This window comes from Saccharopolyspora sp. NPDC000995 (assembly GCF_053599315.1).
Genome location: NZ_JBSFLZ010000241.1, coordinates 1 through 4,012, shown reverse-complemented (window position 1 = coordinate 4,012; position 4,012 = coordinate 1). Strand labels below are relative to the sequence as shown.

At 67.3% G+C, this 4,012-nt stretch carries 2 protein-coding genes; both read right to left on the bottom strand.

Features of this window, described 5'->3' with window-relative positions; translation table 11 throughout:
• Nucleotides 1-152: 152 nt before the first annotated feature.
• Nucleotides 153-2,573: a tyrosine-type recombinase/integrase gene (locus ACWDKQ_RS35345; protein WP_450143102.1), complete on the bottom strand. Its 2,421-nt coding sequence runs from the start codon at nucleotides 2,571-2,573 to the stop codon at nucleotides 153-155.
• Complete coding sequence (locus ACWDKQ_RS35340) at nucleotides 2,570-3,769, bottom strand: tyrosine-type recombinase/integrase (RefSeq protein WP_450143101.1); 1,200 nt, start codon at nucleotides 3,767-3,769, stop codon at nucleotides 2,570-2,572. The genes ACWDKQ_RS35345 and ACWDKQ_RS35340 overlap by 4 nt, the downstream gene beginning before the upstream one ends.
• Nucleotides 3,770-4,012: the final 243 nt, after the last annotated feature.

Below are 4,012 nucleotides of genomic sequence, written 5' to 3'. Positions count from 1 at the left end.
GCGTTGAGCACGAGGCCGAGGGCGCCGAGCTGGTCTTATCCGAACTAGCCGAGGAAGCGCAGGCACCCGCCGACATCACGTCGGCGGTCACGCAAAGTCGTAGAAATAATCCTGGTCTCGTGTGTTGGCCGGGCGTGTCGTGACCGGCTGCCTCAGCTATCGAGGCGGCTGGACCTCCCGGCTGAGTGGTGGAAGTCGGGCATGCCCAGGTGTGTCCTCGTGTGCTTGACCGCCAGGGTCTGCATGGACTCGAGTTTCTGGTCGGCGGCAGCGAGGCTGGCCTCGATCGCGGCGACCTCGCCGAGCCAGCCCTGTTCCTTGGCTTCCTGCAGGCGGTCCAGCAGGTTGGCGCGGATCTCCTCCAAGCGGGGCTGCTGGGCCGGGTCCGGCCTCAGGAGTGGGCAGCGAATACAGGCATTTTCATGCTGGCAAGCAGTTCCGTGATCGCGGGCGCAGGTGCCCAGAGCGACCTTGCGCAGCTCGAAGTGCGCCAAGAACTCGTCCCATTCCTGCCCGGTGAGCTCGCGATATTCCTGGCTCGGGCGCAACGACCGTCGGCGGGCGATGAAGGCCCTGTGGTGGTTGATGACGTCCTCGGGATAGATCGCGGCGTAGCCGAGTGTGGTGTCCACCTGCTGATGCCCGGCGATCTTGGCCGCGATGTGCGGAGGCAGGCCCGAACGGAGGGCGTCGGTTAAGAAGAGCCTTCGGAAATCGTGGGGCGTGTATCTCAGCGGCTGGTTGTCCGGGCCGGTCGGGCCGCTGGCGGTAACGGCGGCGCGGAGGCATTTGTGGATGTAGTTGCGGGAGATGGCGCGATTCTCGGCGCCATGCCGACGCTGGAACAGGAACGGCATCGGCGCGCTCCAAGTCCGTTCCATGGTGTCGTAGGCCGACACCAGTGGGATTGCCGAGTTGGCGCCGCGGACTCTGTGGATGATCGCGGTGAGCGCCTCCCCGAGTTCGGGTGCGATCAGCAGCAGCCGTTCTTGGTCTAGTTTGGAGGGCGCGACCTGCAGCATGGGGACGATCTCGCCGGTGGTGGGCAGTCGGTAGGCGATGAAGCTGTGGTGAGTCAGCTCCAGCATCTCCTCGATCCGTATCCCGGTCGATTTCAAGACTTCCACGATCACTTTGGTCCAGAACGCGTCCTCCTCTTCGCCGGAAAGGTCGCGCCGTTTCCCTGTGGACGTGGCGTTCACGTAGACGCGATCCGTCGTCCCGGCCCGACGAAGAAATGCCTCGTCGTCCATAGTGAAGATGTCGCCCGCTGGGACATCGCGGGCGGCGGCAAGCCGCCGCTGGGCCTGCTCGTGCAGGCGCTCGACTGTGTCCACCAGGACGGGCAGTGCGGGCAGCAGGGTGCGGGTGCGCTGGTCCATCTCGGCCTTGCGCCGCAAGCGGGCTTTGCTGTGTCCGCAGTCAGCGGGCCGGATCGGGCAGGGCGCGACCCAGGAGGCCCACCTAGCGGGATCCTCGGCGGCCCATCTGGCCAGATCCTGGTAGAACGCCCGGACGTAAGTGAAGACGCTGTGGGTGTTCACCCTGGTCCGCAGCGGGCGTCCGTTCTTGTCCCAGATCGTCCGGACGCGGTCCTTCCATGCGGCCGCGACCTCGGGGTCCAGCCGCAATGACTCGATGCCCGGGTGATGCCTTTCCAGGTCTCGCCAGAACAGGCCGACGACGTTGCTGGCCAGCGCGTCCAAGGACGTGTAGTCCAGCTCGGCGGCGCGTTCGGTGAGGTAGTCGACCAGCAGGTCACGGACGGACCGGCAAGCGACGTGGTGGCGGTCGACGAGTTGGGCCGGGGTCATCTGGCCCGGCAGCATGACCGCCTTCAGCCGCATGGGCGCGTTCGGGCCGAACACGCCGGTCTCCGCCAGCAGCGCGTAGAAAAGGTGCTTGCCCTTGCCCTGCGCCTGGTGCTCTTGAATGGCGTGCTGCAGCTCGACGCAGTCGCCGATCGTGATGTCCTGAATCACGCCGCCTTTGCGGGTCAGGATCCAGGCGATGCGGTTCATCGCGTGGCGGCGGTCCAGGATGCCGTCGCGGCCGGTGGCCTCACAATGTGCTTCCAGGGCAGCAAACCCGTCGGGGTCGAGGGCACGCCGGATGTGCCCAAGCAGCTGCGCGGGCTGCTGACGTAGCAGCCACCGATAGCCGGGGCGGACGACCTGCCCGGCCAGCAGTGGGATCATCCCGCTGCCCACGTCGATGCGGTCGTACTTGCGCGCCCGTCCCTGGCTCGCCAACCATTCCAACGGGATTTGGACCCACGACCTGCCGATGTCCTCGGCCCCGCTGGCCAGCCAACGTTGCTGCCAGGTCTCGCCGGGCTGATCCTCCAGCCAGTCCAGCAGCTTGACCAGCCCGCGCTCCCGGGTTCGCGTGTTGGCGTCGCTGTTGGCGGTGAACGGCAACGCGAGCGTCCGCTCGAGCACGCTGGAGCGGGAAGCGCGCGTCTGCCACCACGTCATCGCCGCCTCGCGTGCCTCTTGACCGGTCGGCAGTGCGGCGTGGCCCTTGTCGGCACGGCTGATGTCATCGTCGACTGTGTGCACGGCGACGCTCACTTGGCGCCTCCGCTCAGCGGGGCCGCGCCGAACAGCGTTTGCAGCACCTCTTGCCGGTAGCCCGGCGCCGGTGTGGGCGGCAGAGCGCTCCCGCTGCGCTGGCGTTCATGGTGGGCCAGGACGTGCGCGATGACCTCATCCTGGTCGGGCTCAAGGTAGATCTCGGTGGAGGTGATGTGTGCGTGTCCCGCCACCCACTGCACGTCGGACAGCGTCATCTGCGGATCACGCGCCATGCGTTTGAGCGCGGCATGCCGCAGGTCATGCAGCGTCCAGTTCGCGCCCAGCGCGTCGTTGGCGCGGGTAAACACCATGCGGATGGCGTCGTAAGTCAACGGCCGGAACGGTCGGCGCAGCGTCCACCACAGCGGCTGACTTCCCCCGGCCGGGACCAACGAGCGCACCTGTTGCTGGTAGATCCGCAGCCACACGAACGCATCCGCCGAGGCCGGAAGCCATTGCAACGCCCGGGAACCCTTGCGGATCACCCCGATCGTCTGGTCGCCGGCGTTGACCCGGTTGCGGGTCACCCCCAACAGCTCGGATGCCCGGGGCCCAGCGGAAATGTAGAAGGCGACCAGCGCCCGGTCCCGATCGGACGGCAGCCCGGCAAACAGCTCGTTGAACGCCTCGTCCGGTATCCCGCGTGCGACCCGCTTGGGCTCCTTCGGCTGGTACGGCGCCCGCCGCGCCGGCCTGCGGAAGTTCTTCATCGGGTTGTGGTGGGCGTTGAGGTGCTCCTCGTCGACGTTTTTGGCCTTGGGGAACGGATTGAGCAGTGGTCGACCGTGCAGGTCGCGGTGGTACTCATAGAAGCTGCGAACCACTGCGCGAGCATGCCGGCGGGTGCGGGCGGCGTAGTTCACGCCGGGGTACTTCTTGCCTGTCACCGGGTTGATCGAGCCCGCCGCCGGAGCGTCCGGCCGACGCGGCCGCGGTGGCTTCTTCGTCATCTTCAGCCATAAGGCGAAGTCCCTTGCCTCCACCTGGGTCGCGCGCTCCCACGGCACGCCCACCGCCCACAGAAACCGGAACCACCCCAAGAGCTCGTAAGCGTAGGAGCGCAACGAGGCTCGGCTGGCGTCGTCGGCCAGCATGTCGTGCAGGAACTCGGTGACTGCGGCGACCTCGCCACCGTCAGCGTCGAGCAGCCGGTACGGCGCGGTCGGGTCGTTGGTCTCCTCCACGCGCCCCACCCGGGGCACCACCAGCCCCACTACATCTCGAACCCCTGCGCTGCCTCGGTTTGGCACTGACTCCTCCACAAGCCGTCGGGATCGACAACGACCCAGGATGAGATCACAGAGGAGCGGAGCTGCGGGGCAACGCAGTCAGCCGCCGGAGCGTTCCCCACGGCCCGATCGTCACAGTCCGTCTACGCAGCTCAGGACGCCATTCGCCTGGCCCGTAGTTCGGTCAACGGGACCTCCATGCCTTCG